The sequence below is a fragment of the Deltaproteobacteria bacterium CG11_big_fil_rev_8_21_14_0_20_49_13 genome (assembly GCA_002796305.1).
Classification (GTDB): Bacteria; UBA10199; UBA10199.
Genome location: PCWZ01000031.1, coordinates 1 through 23,773 on the forward strand (window position 1 = coordinate 1; position 23,773 = coordinate 23,773).

The 23,773-nt window shown below is 48.5% G+C and carries 25 protein-coding genes and 2 tRNA genes; 19 read left to right on the forward strand and 8 right to left on the reverse strand.

The genetic code is table 11. The features are described from left to right. Positions 1-164: 164 nt before the first annotated feature. Positions 165-1,196: a hypothetical protein gene (locus COV46_02460; GenBank protein PIR17811.1), complete on the forward strand. Its 1,032-nt coding sequence runs from the start codon at positions 165-167 to the stop codon at positions 1,194-1,196. Between the two features lie 5 nt (positions 1,197-1,201). Here COV46_02460 and COV46_02465 read toward each other — a convergent pair whose 3' ends face one another. The 3 genes from COV46_02465 to COV46_02475 all read right to left on the reverse strand — a co-directional run bounded on the left by COV46_02465 (position 1,202) and on the right by COV46_02475 (position 3,009). Beyond that, the gene (locus COV46_02465; protein ID PIR17812.1) at positions 1,202-1,681 is read right to left on the reverse strand and encodes a 2-C-methyl-D-erythritol 2,4-cyclodiphosphate synthase; all 480 of its coding nucleotides are present in this window, start codon (positions 1,679-1,681) and stop codon (positions 1,202-1,204) included. A 62-nt stretch (positions 1,682-1,743) separates the two neighbouring features. Further along, positions 1,744-2,433 carry a 2-C-methyl-D-erythritol 4-phosphate cytidylyltransferase gene (gene ispD / locus COV46_02470; GenBank protein PIR17813.1) on the reverse strand — a complete coding sequence of 230 codons (690 nt, stop codon included), beginning with the start codon at positions 2,431-2,433 and terminating at the stop codon, positions 1,744-1,746. 72 nt (positions 2,434-2,505) lie between these two features. Beyond that, positions 2,506-3,009, reverse strand: coding sequence for a CarD family transcriptional regulator (locus COV46_02475; GenBank protein ID PIR17841.1), 504 nt, complete (start codon positions 3,007-3,009; stop codon positions 2,506-2,508). Between the two features lie 366 nt (positions 3,010-3,375). Here COV46_02475 and COV46_02480 point away from each other — a divergent pair. Next, positions 3,376-3,451 (forward strand) — tRNA-Phe (locus COV46_02480). An 831-nt stretch (positions 3,452-4,282) separates the two neighbouring features. Here COV46_02480 and COV46_02485 read toward each other — a convergent pair. Together COV46_02485 and COV46_02490 are read right to left on the reverse strand one after the other, a co-directional pair. After that, positions 4,283-4,355, reverse strand: a tRNA-Met gene (locus tag COV46_02485). Then, the gene (locus COV46_02490; protein ID PIR17814.1) at positions 4,355-4,828 is read right to left on the reverse strand and encodes a hypothetical protein; all 474 of its coding nucleotides are present in this window, start codon (positions 4,826-4,828) and stop codon (positions 4,355-4,357) included. The genes COV46_02485 and COV46_02490 overlap by 1 nt, the downstream gene beginning before the upstream one ends. A gap of 21 nt (positions 4,829-4,849) precedes the next feature. Between COV46_02490 and der the strand changes: the two genes are divergently transcribed. The 5 genes from der to hutU all read left to right on the forward strand — a co-directional run bounded on the left by der (position 4,850) and on the right by hutU (position 11,069). Further along, positions 4,850-6,169, forward strand: coding sequence for a ribosome biogenesis GTPase Der (gene der, locus COV46_02495; GenBank protein ID PIR17815.1), 1,320 nt, complete (start codon positions 4,850-4,852; stop codon positions 6,167-6,169). Positions 6,170-6,259: 90 nt separating this feature from the next. After that, a complete protein-coding gene (locus COV46_02500) occupies positions 6,260-7,084 on the forward strand; it encodes a hypothetical protein (GenBank protein ID PIR17816.1) in 825 nt (274 codons plus the stop codon). Then, positions 7,048-8,538: a sodium-dependent transporter gene (locus tag COV46_02505; GenBank protein ID PIR17817.1), complete on the forward strand. Its 1,491-nt coding sequence runs from the start codon at positions 7,048-7,050 to the stop codon at positions 8,536-8,538. Before COV46_02500 ends, COV46_02505 begins: the two co-directional genes overlap by 37 nt. Positions 8,539-8,629: 91 nt before the next feature. Continuing rightward, complete coding sequence (gene efp, locus COV46_02510) at positions 8,630-9,208, forward strand: elongation factor P (protein ID PIR17818.1); 579 nt, start codon at positions 8,630-8,632, stop codon at positions 9,206-9,208. Between the two features lie 217 nt (positions 9,209-9,425). Further along, the gene (gene hutU, locus COV46_02515) at positions 9,426-11,069 is read left to right on the forward strand and encodes a urocanate hydratase (GenBank protein PIR17819.1); all 1,644 of its coding nucleotides are present in this window, start codon (positions 9,426-9,428) and stop codon (positions 11,067-11,069) included. A 3-nt stretch (positions 11,070-11,072) separates the two neighbouring features. Here the strand turns inward: hutU and COV46_02520 are convergent, their stop codons facing one another. After that, entirely contained in the window at positions 11,073-11,357 is a 285-nt protein-coding gene (locus tag COV46_02520; protein ID PIR17820.1) for a hypothetical protein, read from the reverse strand. A 257-nt stretch (positions 11,358-11,614) separates the two neighbouring features. On the opposite strand from COV46_02520, the gene COV46_02525 reads away from it, so the two are divergent. The 3 genes from COV46_02525 to COV46_02535 are packed head-to-tail and all read left to right on the forward strand — an operon-like array spanning position 11,615 to position 14,311. Then, positions 11,615-12,916 carry an imidazolonepropionase gene (locus COV46_02525; protein ID PIR17821.1) on the forward strand — a complete coding sequence of 434 codons (1,302 nt, stop codon included), beginning with the start codon at positions 11,615-11,617 and terminating at the stop codon, positions 12,914-12,916. Beyond that, on the forward strand, positions 12,909-13,682 hold the full coding sequence (locus COV46_02530; GenBank protein ID PIR17822.1) for a hypothetical protein: 774 nt from the start codon (positions 12,909-12,911) through the stop codon (positions 13,680-13,682). The genes COV46_02525 and COV46_02530 overlap by 8 nt, the downstream gene beginning before the upstream one ends. Positions 13,683-13,690: 8 nt before the next feature. Then, complete coding sequence (locus COV46_02535; protein PIR17823.1) at positions 13,691-14,311, forward strand: ACP phosphodiesterase; 621 nt, start codon at positions 13,691-13,693, stop codon at positions 14,309-14,311. Between the two features lie 183 nt (positions 14,312-14,494). Here the strand turns inward: COV46_02535 and COV46_02540 are convergent, their stop codons facing one another. Further along, positions 14,495-14,740: a hypothetical protein gene (locus tag COV46_02540; protein PIR17824.1), complete on the reverse strand. Its 246-nt coding sequence runs from the start codon at positions 14,738-14,740 to the stop codon at positions 14,495-14,497. 82 nt (positions 14,741-14,822) lie between these two features. Here COV46_02540 and COV46_02545 point away from each other — a divergent pair, with 82 nt between their 5' ends. Further along, positions 14,823-15,665, forward strand: coding sequence for an esterase (locus COV46_02545; protein ID PIR17825.1), 843 nt, complete (start codon positions 14,823-14,825; stop codon positions 15,663-15,665). Here the strand turns inward: COV46_02545 and rlmN are convergent. Beyond that, a complete protein-coding gene (rlmN, locus tag COV46_02550) occupies positions 15,621-16,907 on the reverse strand; it encodes a 23S rRNA (adenine(2503)-C(2))-methyltransferase RlmN (protein ID PIR17826.1) in 1,287 nt (428 codons plus the stop codon). The genes COV46_02545 and rlmN overlap by 45 nt on opposite strands. A 35-nt stretch (positions 16,908-16,942) precedes the next feature. On the opposite strand from rlmN, the gene COV46_02555 reads away from it, so the two are divergent. From COV46_02555 to COV46_02590, 8 genes are read left to right on the forward strand one after another with little or no spacing between them, the layout of a single operon-like run. Then, positions 16,943-17,848 carry a bifunctional molybdenum cofactor biosynthesis protein MoaC/MoaB gene (locus tag COV46_02555; GenBank protein ID PIR17827.1) on the forward strand — a complete coding sequence of 302 codons (906 nt, stop codon included), beginning with the start codon at positions 16,943-16,945 and terminating at the stop codon, positions 17,846-17,848. Next, complete coding sequence (locus tag COV46_02560; protein ID PIR17828.1) at positions 17,845-18,738, forward strand: hypothetical protein; 894 nt, start codon at positions 17,845-17,847, stop codon at positions 18,736-18,738. The genes COV46_02555 and COV46_02560 overlap by 4 nt, the downstream gene beginning before the upstream one ends. Then, complete coding sequence (locus COV46_02565) at positions 18,735-19,481, forward strand: hypothetical protein (protein PIR17829.1); 747 nt, start codon at positions 18,735-18,737, stop codon at positions 19,479-19,481. Before COV46_02560 ends, COV46_02565 begins: the two co-directional genes overlap by 4 nt. Further along, the gene (locus COV46_02570; GenBank protein ID PIR17830.1) at positions 19,478-20,635 is read left to right on the forward strand and encodes a hypothetical protein; all 1,158 of its coding nucleotides are present in this window, start codon (positions 19,478-19,480) and stop codon (positions 20,633-20,635) included. The genes COV46_02565 and COV46_02570 overlap by 4 nt, the downstream gene beginning before the upstream one ends. Further along, positions 20,632-21,057 (forward strand): MOSC domain-containing protein, encoded by a 426-nt coding sequence (locus COV46_02575; GenBank protein ID PIR17831.1) that lies wholly within the window; start codon positions 20,632-20,634, stop codon positions 21,055-21,057. The genes COV46_02570 and COV46_02575 overlap by 4 nt, the downstream gene beginning before the upstream one ends. Positions 21,058-21,084: 27 nt before the next feature. Further along, positions 21,085-22,758, forward strand: a complete 1,674-nt coding sequence (ftcD, locus tag COV46_02580; GenBank protein ID PIR17832.1) for a glutamate formimidoyltransferase — start codon at positions 21,085-21,087, stop codon at positions 22,756-22,758. A gap of 45 nt (positions 22,759-22,803) precedes the next feature. Then, positions 22,804-23,391 carry a hypothetical protein gene (locus COV46_02585; protein ID PIR17833.1) on the forward strand — a complete coding sequence of 196 codons (588 nt, stop codon included), beginning with the start codon at positions 22,804-22,806 and terminating at the stop codon, positions 23,389-23,391. Continuing rightward, positions 23,327-23,722: a nucleotidyltransferase gene (locus COV46_02590; GenBank protein ID PIR17834.1), complete on the forward strand. Its 396-nt coding sequence runs from the start codon at positions 23,327-23,329 to the stop codon at positions 23,720-23,722. The genes COV46_02585 and COV46_02590 overlap by 65 nt, the downstream gene beginning before the upstream one ends. The last annotated feature ends 51 nt before the right edge of the window (positions 23,723-23,773 follow it).

Here is a 23,773-nt window from a genome sequence, read left to right on the forward strand (position 1 = left end):
TAAACAGACGATTCACGTCTAATCGCTTCTTCCCGCCATCTTGTCCCGCAAATGACCCACTCAAATCCGCGAAGAGCCAGTTAAATAGTTAAGTTGACATCATATAAATCCAATATTGATAATATGTTGACATCATTCTATTTTTATGTTGATAATGTGTTGACATGAAAGATCTAAGAAACCACATTAAAAAATGTATTAAAAAACAAGGTGTTATAAAAGCATCGGAGCTTGTAGCCAGGTTTAAGATCAGCAGACAGGCGATGCACCGTTATATCAAGGAGATGTTAAGCGAGGGCTTGCTCATAAAACAGGGGTCCAGTCGCGCTACCGCGCATTATCTATATAACAGCCCATTGGCCATAAAAAAATATCGTTCTAAGAATGTTTCGTTCAGGAAAAGATGCCTGTTGAAAGGATTAGAAGAGGATAGCGTTTTTCAGAAAATGGAGGAGCAGTCAGGGTTGTTCTCTTCTCTTGCCGTTAAGGCAAAGGCAAGTCTTCGCTATGCTTTTACCGAGATGCTCAATAATGCGATCGATCATTCAGGTTCAAAGTTCGCGGATATAGTTGTGAATGTTAACAAACGAACGGCTTCGTTCGACATAAGGGACAATGGCGTTGGCATGTTCGCCAACATAATGTCCAAGAATGAGTTGAACAATGAGATGGAGGCCGTTCAGGATATACTTAAGGGGAAGAACACGACCATGCCTGAAAGACATTCGGGAGAGGGGATATTTTTTACCTCAAAGGTCGCCGAACTGTTCGTTATGGAAAGCCACAGAAAAAAAGTGACCATCAACAACCGGAACAATGATGTTTACGTTGAGGATAGGCGTATGCTTAAGGGAACCAGTGTTCACTTTGAGATAAGCGTTGATTCCAAGACCGAGGTCACCAATATTTTTAAGGCATTCACCAACGAGAGTTTCACTTTTGATAAGAGCAGGATAAACGTCAGGCTCTTTGATTCCGGAGAGGCCTACATGTCGCGTTCGCAGGCGAAAAGGCTCCTACACTCATTGGAAAACTTCAAGAAGGTGGTCCTGGATTTCAACGGTATCGATACCATAGGACAGGCATTTGCCGATGAGGTCTTCAGGGTCTTCAAGAAACTTCATCCCGACATAGTGATAGAACCTGTGAATTGCGGTGAGAACGTGCAATTCATGATAGGTCATGTGAATAGTTAATTTAACTATTCACCATTTAACCGAAGTAAACAAACTGCCTGTGCAGCCATACCCTCATTGCGGCCGATGAAGCCGACGCCTTCGTTAGTTGTGGACTTGATGCTTATCTGGCCGATATCTATACCACAGGCTTTGGCGATATTCTCACGCATCTTTTCGATGTGAGGGGCAAGCTTTGGAGCTTCTGCGATAACCATGGCGTCGATATTAGTTATCAGTGATCGGTGATCAGTTATCAGTTTCACAACATGTTTCAAAAGTTCAACGCTCGATATGCCTTTGTATTTTGCATCGGTATTCGGGAAATGTTTTCCGATATCGCCAAGCGCCGCGGCGCCGAGTAGGGCGTCCATTATGGCGTGGATGATGACATCGGCATCGGAATGGCCGTCTAACCCGTGAGTGTGCGATATCTCAACGCCGCCGAGTATTAGTTTGCGCCCTTTGACCAAACGATGAATGTCGTATCCTATTCCTACTCGCATTTTAATTATATGTCATTGCGAGCGGCAGCGAAGCAATCCCACGCGGGAGATTGCTTCATCGCTTACGCTCCTCGCAATGACATGCTCTCCGCTATTACCATGTCCTCCGGTGTTGTTATCTTAATATTCTTTTCATCTCCGGCAAGGACGTATATTTCGTGACCGTAACGTTCAACTAAACTTGCCTCATCTGTCCCATAGAAATTTTCGATCATCGCCTGATTCATGGCAGATTCAAATACGTCGTAACGGAACGTCTGCGGTGTCTGCGCGCGCCAGAGTCCCGCACGTTCGACCGTTTCAACGATTCGGCCCCCGCCGTCCACGCGCTTGATAGTATCTTTCATTGGAATGGCCACTATACATGCACCGTGGGCCTTGGCCTCTTCTATGCTTTTATCTATCAGTTCCGGTGTAACGAAGGGCCTCACGCCGTCGTGAACGCATACCACCTCGCACCCTAAAGGTACCGCCTTTAGTCCCCTTGAAACAGAATCCTGCCTCTTTTCGCCTCCGGCGACCACCCATTTGACCTTTGGGGCCCTGCATTTTTTCAATATCTGGTCCTTTACAAGCGTTAATGAATTGGGGTCGGTGACAAGGACGATGGCGTCGACAAGTTTTGCGGCTTCGAACCTTTCAAGCGTATGGCAGAGGATAGGTTTTCCGCCAAGTTCAAGGTACTGCTTTGGCTGGGAGGAACCCATCCGTTTCCCTATGCCGGCCGCCGTTATGATGGCTACATTCTTCATAAAATAAAACCCCGTTCACCTTTTCAAATGAACGGGGTTTTAACCCTAACATTCCTTATTGTCAATCCTTCACTATTCAGTGAAGATCTGGTCGATCTTTTCTGTTATTTCTGTTTCCGTAAGCTCTTCAGCTATCGCGAGCTCCTTTATTGTAAGGGTCCTTGCGGTGTCGAGCATCTTTCTTTCGCCGAATGAAAGCTCCTTTTGATAGCGAAGGAGCATGAGATCACGAAGGACCTCCGCTATTTCATAGATAGAGCCCGTGCGGATCTTGTCCATGTATTCGCGATACCTTCTGTTCCATGTCTGATTGTCGATGGAGATATCTCTCTCTTTAAGGATGCTGTAAACGATATCTACCTGATCTTCGTTTATTACATCGCGGAGACCTACGCTCTTTACGTTGCTCGTCGGGACCATGATGGTCATGCCGTTGTCCATGATCTTCATGATATAGAACTGCTGTTTGTTACCGCTAATTTCGCGGTTCTCTATGGAATGGATCTTGCCAACCCCGTGTGCCGGATATACAGCAACATCTCCTACCTTGAATTCCCCCACTTGTGTCCTTTTCATCCCTAGCTCTCCTTTCATTTGATCGGGGGTAACGACCAGCTCGGAAGACCTCGCTGTTTACCCCCGTACCCCTCTCATTAGGACCGGCAGAGCCGGTTCCTAATTCGCTAATTCATCTTAATTTTCAATGTATTATCTACTATTACATCCCAAAAACGAGGTCACCTAATAACACAATTTTCAACTACCGTCAATAAAAGGGCCTTTTATTTATAAATAACCTGTTTATTGTTGTTTTTTAGCAGGTTAATTCCCTTATATGAAGTAATTACCATTTTGTTTTCGTTGTAATTATATGATTAATAGCGCTTTTTTAATCCCTCCTTGACATTTTTGAACTATTTAGTAATAGCTCCATCACTTTACGGGCAGATAGCTCAGTCGGTAGAGCAACGGACTGAAAATCCGTGTGTCGACGGTTCAATTCCGCCTCTGCCCACCATTTAAGCGGGGGTCCTGCAAAATGCCGCAGGATGCCATTCGCGTTTTTTGTGTTCGGGCGGCATTTTACAATGACCCCCGAACCCCCGCGCAAAACACTGGCGAAGCTAGGTGTTTTGCTTAAGTAATCAAAGAACAAAAAAAATGGGGGAGCAACTTGGTACATCCAAGTTACTCCCCCAAAAATTTCCCCAAGGTACTTACCTTCTCACTGCTCCCATTAAGATTATCGGCTATCTTTGGAAAAAGTTGCTTCTATGAAAGCGGCCGGTTTGTCAAGTGTCTTGTAAGTGTCCGTATTTCATGGATAATCAGCTTTTAACTTTTTTAACTATTTTTTAGGAAACACCTTTCCGTCGTCATAATGGACACATTTCAACTGTCACCGGCCACCCGAAAGTCGGTATTTAGTGGTCGAATCAAATGTGATAATTATCTGATGTAGTTTTCATCTATAATTCCGGCTCTTCTCCAAAGTGAGTGGGTGATTTGAGGGCATTTATGCTGAGAGGCTCATGCATTCTTGGGTAAGTAAAAAGTTATCCGTCAGGTGGCGCGCCGGCCCCCGAAGGGAGAACCGGTGCGCCGTCTTGTGGGTTTTTGTGGGTTTTTTCGGCGTGCGGGGCTTGGGGGTATTGCAAAATGTCGCCAAATCAAAATGATGCGAATAGCGACATTCGACATTTTGCAGGCCCCCATTATTATTTTATAAGCGTCGAAGCTGGCTTTGCCAGTTCGGCGTGCGGGGCTTGGGGGTATTGCAAAATGTCGCCAAATCAAAATGATGCGAATAGCGACATTCGACATTTTGCAGGCCCCCATTATTACAATGTGGCGGAGGACGGAATCGAACCGTCGGCCAGTGGGTTATGAATCCACTGCTCTAACCGCTGAGCTACCCCGCCTATTTAGATGGGGGGAACGACTCGCTCGAAGACTCGCTCCTTCCCCCCAATCCCCTCGGCTCACCCCTGGCAAAGCCAGATGGTTCGCCGCAATTTTTCACCTTTTCAGAGGCCTTGCATATGGTCATTCTGATCGGTCTCGCTTGTCTAAGACCAGCGTAAAAAAACAAACGTCCACTTGCGGGGGCAATCTGCCCAAATAGATAATATTTGTCAACTTTTTTGTCTTTTACGCGAGTGGCAAGTTCTGCGCCAGCCCCGCCTTTGTCGATATCCACGTTTACACAAGACCCCACATCTACCTTCTGAAACGCGCCGGCTATATCTACTGATATCTGCCTTGTCTCGCACTTCGCACCATCCGCTATCTGCTGGCAGAACACCGGCGTCTCTATTCGTTTTAAATTGTCGTTCTCGACTTCGCTCGAACAGCATCTCCCTACAATTTCCCCTTTACTATAACCTGATTGCACTATACTACCACCGAACCAATCATGAAACCGGTCATCGCCATAGTCGGTAAGCCAAATGTCGGCAAATCGACGCTTTTTAACAGGATAGTAGGCCGCCGCAAGGCCCTGGTGAACGACACCCCGGGCGTTACCCGTGACCGTCACTATGCCGACGCGGACTGGTGCGGTAAAGAGTTCCTGCTGATAGACACCGGCGGCCTTGCCGAAGGCGAGGAACACACGATACAGAACTTCATCAAAAAGCAGACAATGGCCGCCATTAATGAGGCCGATATCATCATCTGTCTTTTTGACGGCAGGGAAGGGCCCACCCCCCTTGATGTCTCCATTATTAATATGCTCCGTAAGTCTGGAAAACCGGTCCTTTATGCTATCAATAAGCTCGAAAAGGTGATGGGGAGGAGATACGGTATAAAGAGCGAACCTTCGGAGTTCTTTGAGCTGGGAGTAAAAGATCAAATGTATGCCATTTCTTCGGAGCATGGAGTCGGGGTCGACTCCCTTCTGGACGGTGTGCTTGAGAACGTTAAAGAAGCGGAAGCTCCTTCGGCGCCCGTCGATGACCATGTACCGCGAATGGCCGTTATAGGCCGTCCCAACGCCGGCAAGTCGACGCTTGTGAACAGGCTCTTTGGTCACGAGCGCGTAATTGCACACGACATGCCGGGCACCACGCGCGACACGATAGATGTGGAGATATTACTGGACGATAAAAAATTCATCTTCGTTGATACCGCGGGGCTCAAGAAAAAGGGAAAAACTATAGAGGCTCTCGATAAGTATTCTGCGATCAAGACGCTCGGCGCCATCCATCGCGCAGATATCGCTCTTCTCGTTGTTGATTCCAACGACGGGTTCACGCATCAGGATTCGGCGCTCCTGGAACATGCCTACGAAGAGGGAAAGGGAGTGCTTGTTCTTTTCAACAAGTGGGACGTTCTTACTCACGACTCAAAAGAGCTGAAGAAATTCTACGACGATAAGCTTTTCAAGTTGCACAAGGTTCCCTTCTTATGTATATCGGCCAAGACCGGCTCCGGGACAGACAAAATCTTTGAAGAAATAGAGAAGATAAGGCATACGCTGACCACAAGGCTCCCGACATCGACGCTCAACCGCGTTCTTGAAGAGGTGAAGGAGCAACATAATATCCCTTCGCACAAGGGGAGGCCGGTAAAGATCTATTATGCAGCGCAGATAAAAACGAAGCCACCCACTTTTGTTGTCTTCTCGAATCGTCCGGAAGGGATAGGCGAAGGCTACAAGCGCTACCTTGTCAACCGGTTCCAGGAGATAATAGGATACGGAGTGCCGATAAGGATTAAATTTAAAAAGAAGTAAAACCGTTCACAGGTTAGCATGTTTATAGGCTGGCAAGTTGGCAGATTTAATACCTGCTAACCCGCTAACCTGCTAACCTGCTAACCTCTTATGAAGATAGTTCGCGACCTCTTTAAATCATATAAAGATCACGACTGCTTTAGTCTTGCGGCAAACATTTCGTTCTTCGCCCTTCTTTCTCTCATTCCTCTTTTAATGATAGCAACTTCGGTGGCCGGTTATGTGCTTGGCGGAACAGAGGGGCTTTTTAACCAGGTAGTCACTGCTTTTACCGACATACTTCCGCGGGGTCAGGAGCAGTTCTCGGCTAATCTTAATGCGATAGTCTCTAACAAGTCCAGGATAGGGTGGGTAGGCGTCGGCTTTTTGCTTTTCATTGCGTCCCTTCTTTTTTCAAGCATAGAGCATGCGTTCGACAGGATATTTCAGAGCGTCAAGAGCCGTAACTTCTTTCACTCAAGGCTTATCTCGGTCCTTCTGGTCTTTGGCGTAACGTTCATCCTCTTCCTTCCAACCATGATAGGATTCTTCGAAGCCACACTTGCAAAGTTCAGCATTCATGTCCCTTTGAGCAGTCTTGCCACAAACAAGGCTTTCTTTGTGGTGATGCTCATCGCCTCTTTTGTTGTAGCCGTTATTATAATGCCTAATCGGGACGTTAAGTTCAGGTGGGCTGTGATCGGCGGTGTCTTTTTTGCCGTGGGCGTTGGGATAGCAAAATGCCTTTTCAGGTGGTACATAGCCACCGCCTTCGACAGATATAACATAATCTACGGTTCGCTTACAGCTTTGGTTGTTACGATCATCTGGATATATTATCTTGCCAACGTGCTACTTTTGTCGTCCGAGCTTGTTGCCGTCTTGCAAAGGAGATATGCATGGAAGTCGAACGGGGTCAATGGAAGTCAAGGGTAGGCTTCATCCTTGCCGTCGTAGGTTCTGCGATAGGCCTGGGGAACATCTGGCGCTTTCCCTATCTTGCCTATAAGAACGGCGGCGGCGCATTTTTAATACCTTATTTCATCGCGTTCCTTACCGTGGGCATCCCTTTGATGATGCTCGAGCAGGGGATAGGCCATGCCCTTAGAGGTAGTGCCCCTCTAGCATTTGCCAGGATCCGAAGAAGATGGGAACTCCTTGGTTGGTGGATAGTCACTTTCTTAACTTTCGGCATCCTTCTTTATTACTGTGTGGTCCTTGGCTGGTGCGTGAACTATCTTGGCTATGCCTATAACATGCAATGGGGCGCCGACACGCAGAAGTTCTTTGAGAGCACCTTCCTTGCCGTGTCAAAAGGGCCGCTTGATATCGGCGGGATACATCCGGCGATACTCATAGGCGTTTCGTTCATCTGGTTTGTCAACTGGTTCATAATCTATCGCGGAATTTCTAAAGGCATTGAAATTGCCAACAAGGTCATCATGCCAATCCTTCTGGTCATAATGGTGACCCTTGTGGTCTGGGGGCTGACGCTCCCGGGTTCGGGCGAAGGGATAAGGGCATATCTAACGCCCGATTTTGCGGCGCTTAAGAACCCTTCCATTTGGGCCGACGCCTTCGGTCAGATCTTCTTTACCCTCTCGCTTGCGATGGGCATTATGATAGCCTATGCAAGTTATCTTCCTGCTCGGACAGAAATAAAGAAGAACGTCTTTATTTCATGCGCGGTAAACTGCGGATTTGAGGTGTTTTCCGGCTTTGCGGTCTTTGCTACCTTAGGCTTCATGGCCATGAAGGGCGGGGTACCAATAGATGAGGTAGCAAAGGGCGGGCCCGGTCTTGCCTTTGTCACCTATCCTCAGATGATAAATGCGCTTCCGTTCGGCGGCCCGGCCTTTGGCATCCTTTTCTTTGCGGCGCTGATCTTTGCCGGCTTTACGTCATCAATATCGATACTTGAAGGTTTTATTTCAGGGGCAATAGACAAGTTCGGATGGTCCAGACGGCGTGTGACAACTGTCGTCTGTTCGGTGGGGTTTGCAGCGAGCCTCATCTTCACGACCCATGCGGGCCTTTACTGGGTCGATATTGTTGATTATTTTCTAAACCACTATGCGTTACTTGTTGCGGGTCTTTTAGAGACCGTCCTTGTCGCATGGATATTCAAGGCGGAACGCCTAAGGAGTCATATGAATGCGGTAGGCGAAGGCAAGGTTGGCAAGTGGTGGCAATATCTTGTCGTCATCTGGATACCGCTGGTCCTCTTTGTCCTGCTCGTAGCCGACATTTACAAGAGCTTTGAAAAACCCTACGGCGGTTATTCGTGGAACGTCTTGGGCATTGTGGGCATAGGGTGGATAGTAATGACCCTCATTGTGGCCGCCTTTTTCACCCGTCTCAGATGGAAACGCGTTGTCGATGATAAATGACCCGTTTAAAATTTAACCCTTAACATTATCAGAGAGCTTGACAAACGAAGAGTCTCCGAGATAGAGCACGCCCTAAAATAGCCCCCATAGGATGGGGCGAGGAGTTGATCTCATGATGCCCGTGACACAAGTGAAGTTAGGAATGGTCATAATCTACAATAACGATCTCTGGAAGGTCGTTGCCCGCCAGCATGTTGCGCCGGGAAACTGGCGCGCCATGGTCCAGACAAAGCTCAAGAACCTAAAGAGCGGCCAGATAATAGAGAACCGTTTCAACGCCAATGCAACGGTGGAGCGCGCGATCTTAGAGCAGCACGAAATGGAATATCTCTACAGCGAAGGCGACATGTATCACTTCATGAACACAGGGAACTACGAACAGATGACTCTTTCCGAAGAGATTCTGGGCGATTACGTTAAGTTTTTACAGTCGAACTGCCACGTTCAGGTGGAGCTATACGAAGGAAAGGCGGTAGGTATAAAGCTTCCGAGCACGATGATATTCAAGGTGGTCGAGGCCGACCCTTCTGTCAAGCGCGCCACGGCATCCGCCCAGTTTAAGAACGCAACTCTTGAAAATGGTCTGGTAGTAAGGGTCCCGCCATTCGTCGAGGCAGGTGATTCTGTTAAGGTAGATACGGAAACAGGCGAGTATCTCGAACGTGCGTAACTAGTGCATCGTCAATTTAATTTTTATCGACGAAGTCGGTAGAAATTAAATTGTTACGCGCACTTGTGCCAAAGACAACCAGTAAAAATTTAATAGACAATATACTAGCACCTTGATTATTCCACAACAATCTGAATATTATTCTTCTAGTGAGCGATAGCGGGTCGAGAAGTAGATTATTGTTCTCGACTACGCTCGAACAATAAGAGGTAGCCATATGTCTGTAGCAATTCACTCTCCTCGTGGAAATAAACTTACATGTAAAGGCTGGGCTCAGGAAGCGGCAATGAGGATGCTGATGAATAACCTCGACCCCGACGTTGCCGAACGTCCGCAGGACCTTGTTGTCTACGGCGGAAGCGGCAAGGCGGCACGGAACTGGGATTGCTATCATAAGATAATCGAGACATTGAAAGTGTTGCAAAACGACGAGACTCTTCTTGTCCAGTCCGGAAAACCCGTAGGGGTCCTTGGCACTCACGAAGACGCGCCGCGCGTTCTAATTGCAAATTCAAATCTGGTTGGCCGTTGGGCAAATTGGGAGGTCTTTCGCGACCTTGAGCGCAAGGGACTCATGATGTACGGCCAGATGACCGCGGGTTCATGGATATATATCGGAACGCAAGGCATCCTTCAGGGGACATACGAGACGTTCGTTGCGGCAGGAGAGAAGCATTACGGAAGCGGCGAACTTTCCGGACGGCTCATTCTTTCTGCAGGCCTTGGAGGGATGGGGGGCGCACAGCCCTTGGCGGCCACGATGGCTGGCGCTGTATTTTTGGGCGTGGAGGTTGATCCCGAACGCGCACAGAAGCGGCTTAAGACAAAATACCTCGATGTTATTGCAAAAGATTTGGACGACGCGCTGAAAAAAGTTGATGAGGCAAAGAAAGCGAAGAAAGCGATATCTATCGGCCTTGTTGGGAACGCCGCCGATATCTACCCGGAGCTTGTTAGGCGCAACGTCAGACCCGACATGGTCACCGACCAGACATCGGCGCACGATATGTTAAACGGCTACGTGCCTAACAAGATGACTTTAGCGCAGGCCATTGAACTTCGAAAGAACGACCCCGAAAAATATCAAAAAGAGGCCTATCGTGCCGTCGCCGAGCATGTTGAGGCAATGCTAGCGTTCCAGAAGGCCGGCGTTCCAACATTTGACTACGGAAATAACATTCGCGCTCAGGCCGAAAAGGCCGGAGTGAAGAACGCATTTGCTTTTCAGGGATTTGTTCCCGCTTATATCAGGCCGCTCTTTTGCGAAGGCAAGGGCCCGTTCAGATGGGTGGCCCTGTCAGGCGATCCGAAAGATATCTTGGAGACAGACAAGGCTATCCTTGCGCTCTTTCCAAATAATAAGTCGCTGGCCAAATGGATAAAGATGGCAGAGGAGCGTGTGGCTTATCAGGGGCTGCCTGCCCGTATTTGCTGGCTTGGCTACGGTGAGCGTCATTTGGCAGGGCTCGCATTCAATGAGCTAGTTCGAAAAGGGAAGGTCAGTGCTCCAATTGTCATTGGCCGAGACCACTTGGATTGCGGAAGCGTTGCCTCTCCCAACCGTGAAACCGAGGGCATGAAAGATGGAAGTGACGCGATAGCCGATTGGCCTATATTAAACGCGCTAGTTAACGCGGTGAACGGCGCAAGCTGGGTGAGTTTTCATCACGGCGGCGGAGTTGGAATAGGTTACTCACTACACGCGGGCCAAGTCATTGTGGCGGACGGAACATCCGCCGCGGCAAAGCGCCTTGAGCGCGTCTTAAAATCAGACCCCGCAATGGGCGTCCTTCGCCATGCGGACGCAGGATATCAGGAAGCAACCGCTGTGGCAAAAGAGCGCGGAGTTAAGATACCCTAAGATCTACTTATTATCGGGCGCCGGCATTCCATGCACCGGAGGAGGCATTATTGGCATCTGCATCATGCCTTGCCCCTTCATCATTCTCATGCACTGGCCCGATTGGCACATTTTACCGCAAACGAACATCTGGCCGATGAGAAGCAGCGCCGCCATGATGACGCCGAACCAGCCTATTAGTTTGCCCACCTTTTGCACCGGATTCCCGTTCTTTTCATATACCCATACCAGGAACGCTGCCGCCATCACCAGACTTACGATGCCCGTCACCGGATGTCCCATACCCATATTTACCCCCTTTGTTTCGGGGCATGATAATACTTTTGGAACTAGATTGCCATATTAATGTTTTGTCGATCGAATAGAATACAATTGATAGAATACAATTGATTTGAATATGATTTATAGTACACATAATATCATGTGGGCGTTTTTTGAAAAGTTTGTGTTGAAGTCACCATTAGAATTACACAAGAAATCGGCAAATTTAGCCGCCGAACGGCCTGAGTTTGAGCCGGTTTGGATATGTGCAGGGGGGTGACCTGATGCTTATCACGAACATTGGACGTTTGATCACCATGGAGCCTCGCGACGCGTCCGTCTTCGGCGGACTTGCTCGAGGCAGGTCTTCGCGGGGTAGCGAAGGGCCTCTGGGGGTCGTTAAGAATGCATGTGTTGAAATAGAGGATGAGAAGATCCGTGTTATTGCGAGCGCAGCGAGGTCATCCGGCGTAAACAACTGTGCTTCACCGTCTTCGGCGGTTCGCAATGACACGCAAGTTATAGATGCCCAAGGCGGTGTAGTTATCCCCGGCCTTATCGATTGTCATACACATTTAGTTCATGCCGGTACCAGAGCCGACGAATTCGCGGCCCGTGCCCGCGGTGCGCGATATGAAGAGATAGCGAAGGCCGGCGGCGGAATAATGTCGACTGTGAGGGCAACGCGCGCGGCAAGCGAGGACCGGCTTCTGGCGGTCTCAAGAGAAAGGGCGAACGAGGCTCTTTCTCACGGAGTAACCACGATAGAAGTAAAGAGCGGTTATGGACTCGATGTTGAGGCTGAAATAAAGATGTTGCGCGTGGTCAGGCAATTATCCGAGCGCCATCCCATGGAGTTCGTTCCAACGTTTCTTGGCGCCCATACCATCCCAATAGAATATCTGACCAGAGGCAAGGAAGGGAGAAAAGAATATATCAGGCTGATAATAGACGAGATGATGCCCTATATTTCCAAAGAAGGTCTTGCGAAATTCTGTGACGTTTTCGTTGAAAAGATAGCCTTCACCAAGGAAGAGGGGGCGCTTGTCTTAAAGGCCGCAAAGAAGCACGGGTTTCAACTTAAGGTCCATGCCGACCAGCTATCTTCATCCGGTGGGTCACTGCTTGCGGCCGAACTCAAGGCCGTCAGCGCCGATCACCTTGAATACCTGAGCATGAGAGGGCTTATTGCCTTGAAAAAGGCCAAAGTGACCCCCGTCCTCATCCCGACATCCACGTTCTTTGTGGGCGGGAAATATGCCGCCGGCAAAACGATGATAAAAGAGGGCCTCTCGCCCGCGATATCTACCGACTACAACCCCGGAACATCACCGGTCCTGAATATTTGGATGGCGGCATCTGTTGCAATAACGCAGATGAAAATAACTGCTGAAGACGCCTATAAGGGTATCACCATAAATGCCGCCCGGGCTCTTTCAATGGAAAAGAGCCACGGCTCGATATCAAGGGGAAAGGCCGCCGACCTCGTTGTGCTTGACTGCAAGAGCGAATTTGAACCTCTCTACAGGTTCGATCGTTCATATGTTTCGAAAGTTATAAAAAGGGGCAAGGTAGTCTATGGTTAAGCGAATCTTTCTGCTTACGACGGCTGTTTTGCTTCTTGCAACCCCTGTTTCTAACGCGGTGGCCGGACAGCTAGATGACTTTGAAGGCTCGCTCGATCAAAAGAGCGAAACCAAGCCTCAAGACAAGAAAGATACCAAACACGAAGAATCTTCATCGACCTCCACGAGCGATGCGGCGACCGGCATATTTGAGAGCCTTGCCGGCATATTCATGACGAGCCTTTTTGACATGTCGCAGGAGAAGGATATGAAGGGCCTTTATAAATATCTTAAAAGGCACGACATCCCGGCGCTCCCCACTTTCAGGCTCGACGGCATCTACCAATATCTTGTGGGGAACATGAACAGCTTCAACGGCAGGGTCGAGGCCGGCTATCTGATGTTCGGCATCGACGGTGAATATAAGCGCTTCTGGGAGAGCGCTCCGAGCGACGCGCTCAATATGGCCGGCTTCCATTTTCTCGTGCGCGCCCTCTTTGGCGAGATGTTCCAGATCAACCTGGCCCTGGGCGAGAAGTTCCTCTGGGGCGATAAGAGCCACAAGGGATTCGACATAGGTTTTCCGTTTTATGTGATATTCGGCGAACATTTTATATGGGACGTCAGGCCATACATAGCGACCGTTGGTGGCCGTGAGGTCTACGATGTCGGCAGCGGGCTCAATTTCAAGTATAAGTTTGGAGGCGTTCGCGCAGGTTACAGGCTGATAGGGGCCGGCGGAAGAAAATTGCAGGGTCCAGAGGTGGGGCTCTTCGTTCAATTCTAGGGGGTCATATGAAAAAAATACTTCATCTGATAGCAACGCCAAGAGGCGAAGACTCGCGGACGCTCAAGGTGTCGACATATTTTCTGTCGGAAATATGTAAAAAATATCCAAAGTGCGAAATAGACGAGTTCAACGTTTTCTCCGAAGAGCTGCCGGAATTGACCGTTAAAAGGGTGGAAGGAAAATATTTCCTCCTGGGCGGCAAGGATATGCCGGAGGATGTCAGGATTTCGTGGAACGAGATTGTCAAACAGATCGATCGTTTTATGTCGGCTGATACGGTTGTTATAAGCGCTCCAATGTGGAACTTCTCTATTCCATACCGGCTAAAACAGTATATCGACGTTATAGTTCAACCTAAATATCTGTTTCGGTACACAGACAAAGGTGTCGAAGGGCTTGCAAAGGGCAAGGAAATGGTGGTAGTAACCTCCCGAGGCGGAGATTATGGCGGCGGAAACCCGTCGGACCATCAGGAGTCGTATCTTCGCACGGTTTTTGAATTCATTGGTATAAAAGACATAACGTTCATCAATGTTCAGCCCATGGATGCGATGGGCCCTGAAGTTCAGGCCAAAAAGACAGAAGAAGCCAAAAAAATAGCCGGCGAATTGGCCGGTAAAATGTGACAGGAGACCAAAAATGGCGTACACGAACAAGATCAAGAGAAAAATGGCAAAGAAGCACAAAAAGAATCAGGAAAGAAAGCGTTCGAAAATGCGTGCTCTTCGTTCCGCAAAGAAAAAGTAATTGGAGATACATTAATCCTTCAATAAGCTCCCGCCAAGAGACAGGCGGGCAGATGAGCGACATTAATGGGATTCTAACTTTACGATAGTTGCCCCAGGGTTGCCCGGGTCGCGTTCAAAACCAACGACAAAGGGATAGGCCTCAAGCCATTTGGGCAGGCTCTCAGCTATCACTCCGAAGCCGTGGATTATCCTTACTGAAAGCTCGTTCCTGAAATATGCATTGTCGACGAACTTTGTAGTGGCCTCTTCGGCCTCGTGCAATCTGTATCCGTGCAGGTCTATCTCATTTGTAGACATATCTTCCATAAACCAAAGAAACCTCTAATTTGCAAGATTTGATTGCGCCTTTGCCGGCGCTTAAGTTAAGATACCCGCCGGAGGTTGTGGCATGGCTAAATGTAAAATAGGACTTGCGCTTGGTAGCGGCGCTGCAAAGGGACTAGCCCATATTGGTGTTCTCAAGGCTTTTGAAGCGGAGGGTGTGCCTATCGGGGCCGTTTCGGGTTCAAGTATAGGTGCGGTCGTGGGAGGCGCTTATGCCGCCGGTGTGAGCGTAGACAAGATAATCGATTTTGCCATAAGATTTGGGAACAGGAACCGCGCAATGTGGATGGACCCGGCATTTATGTTCAAGGGCGGTGGGCTTATCAAGGGCGGAAAGATAGAGAACGCCCTGCGCGAGCTTATCGGGCCACTCGACTTTAAAGACCTCAAGATGCCGTTCTTTGCCGTGGCGACCGACCTCGTTTCCGGAAAAGAGGTGGTGCTAAAAGAGGGCGATCTTAACAAGGCGATACACGCAAGTTTTTCGGTGCCGGGCATATTCGCACCTGTCAGGATAGGAGAACATCTCCTTGTTGACGGTGGTGTGGTAGCACCCATTCCAACGCGAGTTCTGGCAGAGATGAAGTGCGACCTTGTTATTGGGGTGAACGTTGCGATAGCCCCGAAGGCGGAATCTTCCATCTTTTCTGAGGGGAATCACGGGATAATAGACGTTCTCCTTCAGGTCATGTCAGTTGCACAGGGTAAAATTGCTTATCATTGTATGGAGACGGCCGAAGTTCACATAATCCCGGATGTCGGCGAATATAGCTGGACCGACTTTTCCAAGGCGGAGGAGCTCATTGAGCTGGGTTACCAATCCACCAAAAGGCACATGCCCATCATCAAGGGGATAGTTGCATCAAACAAGGCGATCTCGTTTATAAAAAGGTTGTTCTGTAGCTGATTTCCGGGGACACACACGGTGTGTCTCCCCGGAGGCCAGTTGTCCGCAGGCGGCAAGGATGTCATGCCCCCTGCTCAAGCGGATGTTCACCTGAATATGCTTGTTCCTTAGATATTGCGCGAATTGTTGAACAGTCTCTTCGGTAGGTGGAAGGTATCTGTCATCCCCACGAAAGTGGGGATCTCCTTCGTTCACCAGATTCCCGCTTTCGCGGGAATGACAGGCGGCATTAAGCGGGATCAGATTGACCTTGGAAGGGAACCGGCTCAAGAGTCTTACGAGCCTTTTCGCATCTTCGTGCGAATCGTTGAGATCGCCCACCATCACATATTCGAAAGTCATCACATCTCTCTTTGTGGCGCCTGAGTACTTCTTTAGTGCGGCAAAGAGCTTTGCCAAGGGATACTTCTTGTCTATCGGCATGAGCCGTTCACGCTGCTCATCGGTGGTGGCGTTAAGCGAGATCGCAAGTTTTACGCCAGGGTTGTCCCTGGCGAATCGTTCTATCTCCGGCACAAGACCGCAGGTCGAAAGGGTAACGTGTCTTCTTGAAAGGCCCAGACGCTTCGTGTCCAGCATTATGTGAAGGGCCTTAAGTACGTTATCGTAGTTCGCCAGCGGCTCTCCCATGCCCATTAGGACCACGTTCGAGATGCGCTGATTGAAGTGTGAAGCATGAGGCATGAGGCATGATCCGCGATCTCTTTTTTCCTGCTTCCTGCCTCCTGCTTCCTGCCTCGTTGCTTCTAATATCTGTCCTATTATCTCGGCCTGGGACAGGTTCCTCACAAACCCCATCTCACCCGTCCGGCAGAAAGAGCAGCCCATGGCGCACCCTACCTGTGTAGAGATGCAAAGGGTCGTTCGCTTCTTCCAATTTTCTTTAGGGGTCTTTGTCTGACCGTGTCCGGAGGCCTTTTCGTGGGATTCGGAAGGGATAAGGACCGATTCGATAACGTTTCCATCCCTTAACTCCCATGCGAACTTCTTTGTTCCATCCTTAGACTCGAGGGTTTTAACAAGTTTGAGCCCGCCTAGGCAGAACCTTTCCTTCAGGAGTCCACGCGCTTCCTTTGAAAGGTTCGTCATATCATCAAAAGAATCGGCCCCCTTTTTATATATCCACTGGATGATCTGTGCGGTATTGAACGGCTTCAGGCCAAGGTCTTTTATCGCCTTTGGGAACTCGCTGATCGGTATATCGTTTATATTTTGCTTTTTGAGTATCACTTGTATAAACATACCTATATTATGAATAAGATGTTTTCAATTCTATTATGAAAGATGTAACCAATAAATATGTCACGTTGCGTTACGCCCTGGCAGAAGCGGTTCTTTCGGTGGGTAAAAAGGCCCATTCGGCGTTCAGGTCGAACAGATCGCCCAAAGGGGAGATTGTAAATATAGCAAGGGCGGCCGCCATTATGGCCGTTAAGGGAACATCCAACCTTATTCCTTATTGTCATCCGATACCAATAGACCACGCCGATATTTCATTTAAAAGCGCCGATCGAAAGATTGTGATAAGGTGTTCCGTCAAGGCGGTCGCAAAGACAGGCGTTGAGATGGAGGCGTTGACCGGCGCGTCGGTTGCGGCCCTCACGGTCTACGACATGCTGAAGCCGCTAAAAGATAAGATAGAGATATCGGAGATCAAACTCCTTGAAAAACGCGGCGGCAGATCTGATTTTGAGACGACCCTTAAAGGGAGAACGGCGGCTATCTTGATCCCGTCCGACAGTGTCATAAAAAGAAAACAAAAAGATACTGTAGGCCCATTTATATTCAATAGACTTAAAGGGTTGTCGCCCAAGAAAGTTTTAAAGCCGCTTATAGTTCCTAACGATCGTTTTATCATAGAAGAAAAGCTAAGAGAGTGGTGCGCGAAAGGGATCGATCTCGTTATAACGTCCGGGGGGACCGGCATAGGCCCCAAGGACAAGACAACTATTGCAACCAGAGAGGTCATCGAACGCGGGCTCCCTGGGATATCAGAAGGCCTAAGGTGCCACGGCGCTATGAGAACCCCCTATGCAATGCTTTCTTGCGGCACGGCGGGCATATGCGGAAGGACTCTCATAATAAATCTCCCCGGCTCGCCAATTGCCGTTAGCGAGTATCTGGAGGTACTTGCCCCGATTTTGAGCCATGTCTTTGATATGATGAAAGGGCGCAGACATTGACGACAGACCTTTATAACAGAAATATAGATTACTTGCGACTAGCGGTGACTTCGCACTGCAATCTTGCATGTTCTTTCTGTGCGCCGGAGTATTATGACTGCTCCGCCGCCTCCACAAGCGACCTTTCGACCGGCGATCTGTTAAAGATCGTAGCGTCTGCCGCGGAGATAGGATTTAAAAAGGTTCGTCTCACCGGCGGCGAGCCGCTTCTTCGAAAAGACATTGTAGAACTGGTATCGAGCGTAAGAAAGATCCCGGGGATAGAAGAGGTGACGCTCACTTCCAACGGGACGCCTCTCTCCGGGATGGCGAGAGGGCTCTATGTTTCGGGCATTAGGCGCATCAATATAAACATTCCCACGCTCAATGTGGAAAAATATAAAGTTATCACGGGCCGTCCGTTACTGAAGGAGGCCCTTAAAGGGATAAAGAATGCCAAGGAGAACGACATCGCCGTAAAGATAAACGTCGTTGCTACATCCAGACTTGATGAAGAAGACGTTATGCTCTTTGGTGCAATGGCAAAGGAGCTTTCGCTTAAGACAAGGTTCATTGAATATATGCCGCTTTCGTTCGATCCAAGGGTCTCTTCTCTTTCCATGGAGACCCTTCGCGGCTGGCTTTTAAAGCACTATCTGAACGCCGAGATAATCGCCGCAATGGAGAAACCATTCTGCGATCAATGTAACAGGCTCCGGGTCTCCGCTTCAGGCGGGGTATTTCCATGTCTCTTTGGAGGGCCCAGTCACGATCTTTCCGAGATCTTAAGCGGCGGCGTGAACGACATTAAAAGGATACTCTCCGAATCGATAATGTGCAAACCGTCCGGTTATTTTGGCTCCTTTGCCGATGAAAATTTCAGGCCTGTCATAAGAAGTGTCGGGGGATGACCATGCAGACCGTTTTTCTTATCGTCTCTTTTTTGATCATTGCCGTGATATATTCGATGGTGGGTCTCGGGGGTGGAACCGCCTACACAGCGGTCATGGTCCTGACCGGCATTTCCAAGACATCCATTCCTGTTATAGCTCTTACATGCAACCTTCTTGTGGCGGGTCAGGGTTTTTACAGGTTCAGGAAGGCGGGTTTTTTCAACTGGCATCTTTTCTGGCCCTTTGCGGTGACCTCTATACCCGCCGCATATTTTGGCGGCAACCTTCATCTTTCAGACAAGTCGTTCGGCATTATCATGGCCACCGCCCTGATATTGGCGGCCTTCCGGCTCGTATTTTGGAGACATCCACCTGACGGCATGAACGCGGTCAAGGGTAACTATCTCCCCAAGATGTGTCTTGGCCTTCTCTTGGGTTTTCTTGCCGGCATTACCGGAATAGGCGGGGGGGTATATCTCATACCTGTCCTTCTGCTTTTCAGGTGGTCATCGGTAAAAGAGGCCTCTGCGGTAAGTGCGCTTTTTATTTTAGTTAATTCCTTGAGCGGGCTTGCAGGACAACTATCCAAAGGCGGCTTTCATGACTGGCGGCTCCTTTCCCCTTTGTTATTAGTTGTCATTATCGGGGGATTTTTCGGTTCAAGGGCCGGAGCCGTAAGATTTAAGGCAAATTCCTTGCAAAAAATAGTCGGCGTCATACTCTTGCTGGCGGCGTTAAGGCTTATAATGGGTTCATTATGATAACGATAGAGGTTGCCAAAAAGAAGATAGAAAAGAGCGTAGACGAACTCCCTTTTGTCGTTACTAATATAGAAGATGTGTGCGGGCACGTTTCAGCAGAGGAGATATGCGCAAGGTTCGACTCTCCACCATTCGACAGGTCCGCAATGGACGGATTTGCGCTGAAGGCTTCTAGCCCGCGCGCATTAAAAATTTCGCAGGTGATAAATGCGGGAACCGTTGCAAGGCCCCTAAAAAACGGGACCTGTGCCAAGATCATGACAGGGGCCATGATGCCAGAAGGTGCCGATACGGTCGTCCCGTTGGAGGAGACGATAGAGAAGGGCGGTCAAGTCTATCTTAATAAGACGTTAAGAAAAGGTTCGTTTGTAAGGCGGAGGGGGAGGGAATTTAAAAATGGAGAAGTGCTCGTCAAAAAAGGGGAAGCGCTTAACCCGGCATCGCTTGGGATGCTCTCCGGTCAGGGTGTTAAAATGGTAAGAACGTTCGGGATGCCTTCTGTTGGCATCCTTGTTACAGGAGACGAGCTTGTTGAAAATGGCCGCCTAAGGAAGGGGAAGATATTTGATTCGAACATGGTCATCGTTTCATCTCTCTTAAATGAAGCCGGTTTTAAGGTGGCGACCTTAGGAATATCCAAGGACTCCGCCCGTTCTCTTAAGCTAAAGATAGAGAAGGGCTTAAGGGAAGATGTGCTCATAGTATGCGGCGGCGTTTCGGTAGGCGAGCGGGACCTTGTAAAAGGCATCCTCAAGAGTTCGGGCGTTAAGGAGGTTTTCTGGCGCGTAAGACAGAAGCCGGGAAAACCGCTCTTCTTCGGGAAAAAGGGGAGAAGGACGGTTTTTGGACTTCCGGGAAACCCCGCGGCGGTCCTTGTCGGCACGTTCGAATATGTCATTCCGGCCCTAAAAAAGATGATGGGCCTAAAAGATATGTGGCACAAGCCTTTACAGGCTAGGCTTTCCGGTGACATCAAATGGAAAAGGGACAGGGTGGAGTTCATATGCGGCATATACAAAGGCAATGGCGTTACGCCGCTCCCCGAAAATGAGTCGAGCATGTTAAAGAAGCTCTCCGCGGCGAACGCGCTTATTATTGCAAAAAGGAGCGGGTACTATAGAAAAGGGGAAATGGTTAATATCCATTTACTATGACAGGAAAGATACTCTCAATAAATATCAGCTCCCATAAAGGCGGAAAGAAGTCCTCCGTTCCCGAGGCAGTTCTTGTCGAAGGTCACGGGATAAAGAACGATGCCCATGCGGGAAGTAAGCGAGAGATCAGCCTTCTTGCTGTAGAAAGCATCCGAAAAGTGGGAGGAGATCTAAAGGCGGGCGATTTTGCCGAGAACCTGACAACGGAAGATGTGGACCTTCTTTCTCTTCCGGTAGGTACACGACTTGAGATATCAGGTTGCATCATAGAGATAACCGAGCACGGGAAGATCTGCCATGACCGCTGCGAGATATTTAAGACGCACGGAAAATGCGTGATGCCCACAGAGGGGGTCTTTGCAAAGGTCTTAAAGGGTGGAACGATAAAGAGGGGCGATTTTATTTCACTTGCCAATAAATAGCATGTTAATTAAGAGACCCTCCAAGTTATGAAACTAGTCGAGTGTGTGCCAAATTTCAGTGAAGGTCGCGACAAGCAAAAGATCGATGCAATATGCAATGAGATCAAGAAGATAGATGGCGTTCGTCTTTTGGATGTCGACCCCGGTTTTGCGACCAATAGGACGGTCGTGACATTTGCCGGCGACCCCGATTCTGCAGTTGAAGCGGCATTTCAGGCGATCAAAAAGGCAGCCGAAATTATCGATATGCGTCATCATAAGGGCGAACATCCGCGCCAGGGGGCGACCGATGTCTGCCCCTTCATCCCTATTGCAGGGCCCACGATGGAAGAGTGCGCGGAGCTTGCCCGTAAACTTGGAAAGAGGGTGGGCGAAGAGCTTAAAATTCCAGTATATCTCTATGAACATGCGGCAAGCATCCCTTCGCGTAAAAATCTGGTGGAGATACGCGCCGGAGAATATGAAGCCATCCCTCGGAAATTAGGCAAGCCCGAATGGAAGCCCGACTTCGGTCCCGATAAATATGATGACTATGTTGCAAAGACCGGTGTTACAGTTATAGGCGCGAGGCAATTCTTAATTGCATACAATATCAACCTTAATACAACAAGCGTTGCCAAGGCCAAAGAGATAGCGTTCACTTTGCGCGAACGCGGCCGCCTGAAAAGAGATAAAAAAGGTGACAAGGTAGTAGATAAAGAAGGCAACAACGTCTATGTGCCGGGGCTTTTCAAAGAGTGCAAGGCGATGGGATGGTTCATTCCCGAATACAAAAGGGCACAGATAACGATAAACCTCACCGATTTTCATGTAACGCCCACGCAGGCCGTGTTCGATGCCGCCGTTAAGGAAACTGAAAAGTTGGGACTCCGCGTAACGGGGAGCGAAATAGTTGGAATGGTCCCAAAGAAGGCAATGTGTGACACGGGACTTTACTATCTAAAGAAACAGAATGAAACGGCGGGCATACCCGAAGAAGACATAATAAATGTGGCGGTGATGTCTTTGGGGCTAAATGACGTTTCGCATTTTGATCCCGCAAAAAAGATCATAGAAAAACAATTCGAGGAGAAGGGTATGCTTACAAATATGACCGTTACCGATTTTACCAATGAACTTTCTCGCAATTCCGCGGCCCCGGGCGGCGGGAGCGTTTCGGCGCTGGCCGGTTCTCTGTCGGCGTCATTGACGGCGATGGTTGCGGCGCTCACACACAATAAAAAGGGTTACGAGAAACATAATGCTGAAATGGAAAAGATAGGAATAGAGGCGCAAAAGATAAAGGACTTCATGATAAAGGCGATAGACGATGATACCGAGGCCTTTAATAAGGTGATGGCCTGTTTCTCCATGGCCAAAGGTACTGACGCAGAAAAAGCGGTACGTGCAAAGGCGATAGAAGAGGCCACAAAGGGCGCAACGCTCGTGCCGCTTTCCGTCCTGGGAAAAACTTTAGATGCAGTGAAGATTTCCAAAGTCGTTGCCGAACATGGCAATCAGAACTCGCTTTCAGACGCCGGCGTTGCCGCGCTCATGGCCCGAGCCGGCGCCCACGGTGCATATTACAATGTCCTCATCAATCTAAAGACGTTCACTAATAAAAAATGGGTGGATGATATCCGAAAAAAAGCGGATCTTTTAATTAAAGAGGTAGATGCACTTGCCGATGGGGTCCAAAAACTGGTTATCGGCAAGCTTTAGTATTTATTGGTTGACATATTGTCTTATATATTGGACAATATCTTCATGTTCTTCCTAAGCAAGAAGAAGTTGAATGAAGTCATCTCAAAACGGGGGGAAAGTGTCTCAAGCTTGGCAAAAACATGTGGAATATCGAGGCAGAGCATATACAATATGTTCGGCAAGACGTCTGTTTTTAATACGACATTCGAGAAGATATTAAAACAACTTTGTGTTGAACCGGAAGATATAACGGAGCGTCACGACAACGTTTCATTTTTTGTTCAAAAATTTCCTGATAAAATAAAAAAGATTATATTAAAATTATCGGAGTTTGCCGCAGAAAATCATGCCGATCTCATGTTGTTTGGATCGCGTGCACTTGGAAAGGCAGGTATACGGTCCGACTGGGATTTTGCACTTTACTTTAATAAGGCAAATAAGGATAAGGAATTCAGGAAATTTAAACAATTGCTTATGGAAGATGCCTTTCCGTATCGTGTTGACATAGTCAATTTAAATAATGCACCGGAATGGTTCTTGTCGTCAGTAGAGAAAAACTTTATCTACTTAAGAAGAGAGGTTGAACATGACAGCAAAAAAACTTTTGGAATCCAAAAAAGCGACAAAAGAAGCCCTGATAAAGCTGGATGAGGCCCTCTCCGCGATAAAAACCCACAAAGGGCAGGATAGATTTTTGTTAGAAGATGCGGTGGTGAAGCGTTTCGAGGTATTATTTGAGTATTGCTGGAAGATGCTTAAAACGGCAATTGAGTTCGAAGGAGGGGATGCGCAAAGTCCGCGCTCTGCAATTCAGGAAGCTGTGAGATATGGGTGGATAGGAGATGCTGATCTGTGGGTTTTAGCGCTGGACACGCGGAACGCAACCGTTCATGATTATTTCAGCTCCGCCCCAAATGACTATTTGGATGTTATTAAAAATTTCTCAAAAGAGACCGCGCTTGTAATTGAGAGGATCAAGTAAAAAGGGCGCCTCTAAAAACCTGCTTGTTCTGTCATTGCGAGCCCCGAAGGG